This is a genomic window from Robiginitalea sp. (genome assembly GCF_049588695.1).
Taxonomy (GTDB): domain Bacteria; phylum Bacteroidota; class Bacteroidia; order Flavobacteriales; family Flavobacteriaceae; genus Robiginitalea.
The window spans coordinates 1-2,308 of sequence record NZ_JBAVZJ010000591.1 but is presented as its reverse complement, the minus strand read 5'-3'; the positions used below and the strand labels follow the sequence as shown (position 1 = coordinate 2,308).

Sequence of the window (2,308 nt, the reverse complement as noted above, 5' to 3'; positions counted from 1 at the left end):
GAACACGTACGGGTGGCCAATATTGTTTTGGAAAAAGCAAAACGGCTTACTGAATGCGGGCATGATGTTGTGATCTTACTGGATTCCATTACCCGACTCGCTCGTGCCTATAACACGGTACAACCTGCCTCGGGGAAAGTACTTTCCGGGGGTGTGGATGCGAACGCACTTCATAAACCCAAGCGCTTTTTTGGAGCGGCCCGGAATATCGAAAATGGTGGTTCCCTGACCATTATCGCAACGGCCCTTACGGAGACCGGATCCAAAATGGATGAAGTGATCTTCGAAGAATTCAAAGGTACCGGGAATATGGAACTCCAACTGGATCGCCGTATTTCAAACCGACGTATTTTCCCGGCCATCGATCTGGTTGCCTCCAGCACACGTAGAGACGACCTTCTCCTGGATGAGACCACGCTACAACGCATGTGGATTCTCAGAAAATACCTTGCGGATATGAATCCCATCGAGGCCATGGAGTTTATCGAGCAGCGCATTAAGCAGACACGTTCGAATGAGGAATTCCTTATGACGATGAACGAATAAAAACACTGCGTTATACATAAAGAAAAACCCGGCCTGCATGGCCGGGTTTTTTTATGGATTCAAAGGGCTAAATTTCTCTTTGGCTGTATATAATTGACAATCCTTTTAAGGTTCAAACGCAAAAAAACCCCGGGAACACCCGAGGTTGATACCTTTTGACACAGAAAACCAATTAGAGCGTAGCCACCTGTTTGGTGAGCTTGCTCTTCAGGTTCGCAGCCTTGTTCGAATGAATGATATTTCTTTTTGCCAATTTATCAATCATGCTTTCCACAGCGGGAAGAAGGGCTTCAGCTTTCTTCTTGTCTGTTTCAGAGCGCAGCTTTTTGATCGCATTTCGCGTGGTCTTGTGCTGATAGCGATTGCGAAGGCGAACGGCTTCGTTTCTACGGATGCGTTTTAATGCAGATTTATGATTTGCCATAAAGATCTTTCTTAACGTATGTCTTAATTCAAAACTATGTAGCCCGTAGGGGAATCGAACCCCTGTTACCAGGATGAAAACCTGGCGTCCTAACCCCTAGACGAACGGGCCATTGGCTCGAAGCATAATTCGCTTCTAATTAGGCAGGTGCAAAAATACAATTATTTTTAACTACAACAACAACTCAGCGGTTTTTTTACTCCCCTAATATGCCTTTGCGAACAGCACCCGATACGAGGCGGGTTTTCCACTCACCACACACGTTCCGGGATCTGGAAGCGGGTCCAGGGGTATGCAACGTATGGTGGCTTTGGTTTCGTCCTTTATCCTTTGCTCTGTGGCATCCGTCCCATCCCAGTGAGCCGATACAAACCCACCCTTGGTATTGAGCACTTCTTTAAACTCTTCATAAGAATTCACCTCTGTAATTCGGTCATCCCTAAAGGCAGCCGCTTTATCGAAGATCGCTTGTTGCATTTCCTCCAACAAAGAAGAAATATGGTCCGCAATACCCTCTGCGGGTATTACCTGTTTTTCAAGGGTGTCTCGTCGTGCAACCTCAAAAGTCTTGTTTTCCATATCCCGGGGGCCAATGGCCAAACGTACAGGAACCCCCTTCAATTCATATTCATTGAACTTAAAGCCGGGCTTGTGGGTATCCCGATTGTCGTATTTTACTGAGATCCCCTTCGCTTTCAGGGCCTCGAGAACCGGACGGACTTCTGCGCTGATGGCTTCGAGTTGCTCTTCTCCCCTGTATATCGGGACAATCACTACCTGTATTGGGGCCAGTTTAGGGGGAAGGACCAGGCCATTGTCATCGCTGTGTGTCATAATCAGGGCACCGACCAGGCGGGTCGAAACCCCCCATGAAGTGGCCCAGACATGATCCCTTTGTCCATCCTTCGTATCGAACTGCACATCAAAGGCTTTGGCAAAATTCTGACCCAGAAAATGGGATGTCCCTGCTTGTAAGGCCTTACCGTCTTGCATCAGCGCTTCAATACAATAGGTTTCCACGGCGCCCGCAAATCGCTCTCCCGGGGTTTTGGTACCCCGGATTACCGGTACGGCCATGTGCTTTTCAGCAAAATCCGAATAGATATTTAAGATCGTTCTCGCTTCCTCAATGGCCTCTTTTTCAGTCGCGTGGGCAGTATGCCCTTCTTGCCACAGGAATTCTGCGGTTCTCAAAAAAAGGCGTGTGCGCATTTCCCATCGCACCACATTGGCCCATTGATTGATCTTCAGGGGTAAGTCCCTGTAGGACTGAATCCATTTTCTAAAGGTGTCCCAAATAATGGTTTCTGAAGTCGGTCTGACGATGAGTTCTTCCTC

General features: G+C 47.9%; 3 protein-coding genes and 1 tRNA gene. 1 reads left to right on the top strand and 3 read right to left on the bottom strand.

What is annotated here, in order from left to right; genetic code table 11:
- A partial coding sequence (gene rho / locus WBV75_RS13550) for a transcription termination factor Rho (RefSeq protein WP_424121118.1) occupies nt 1–546 on the top strand: 546 nt, incomplete at its 5' end.
- A 172-nt stretch (nt 547–718) separates the two neighbouring features.
- Here the strand turns inward: rho and rpsT are convergent.
- From rpsT to proS, 3 genes are all read right to left on the bottom strand, one after another.
- Nucleotides 719–970: a 30S ribosomal protein S20 gene (gene rpsT / locus WBV75_RS13545; RefSeq protein WP_424121117.1), complete on the bottom strand. Its 252-nt coding sequence runs from the start codon at nt 968–970 to the stop codon at nt 719–721.
- Between the two features lie 39 nt (nt 971–1,009).
- Nucleotides 1,010–1,081 (bottom strand) — tRNA-Glu (locus WBV75_RS13540).
- Nucleotides 1,082–1,174: 93 nt separating this feature from the next.
- On the bottom strand, nt 1,175–2,308 hold a 1,134-nt coding region (gene proS, locus WBV75_RS13535; RefSeq protein WP_424121116.1), incomplete at its 5' end, for a proline--tRNA ligase.

What these genes read in the sequence shown, in the direction of transcription:
- rpsT (WP_424121117.1), bottom strand. Translation starts at nt 970, where the DNA reads ATGGCAAATCATAAATCTGCATTAAAACGCATCCGTAGAAACGAAGCC.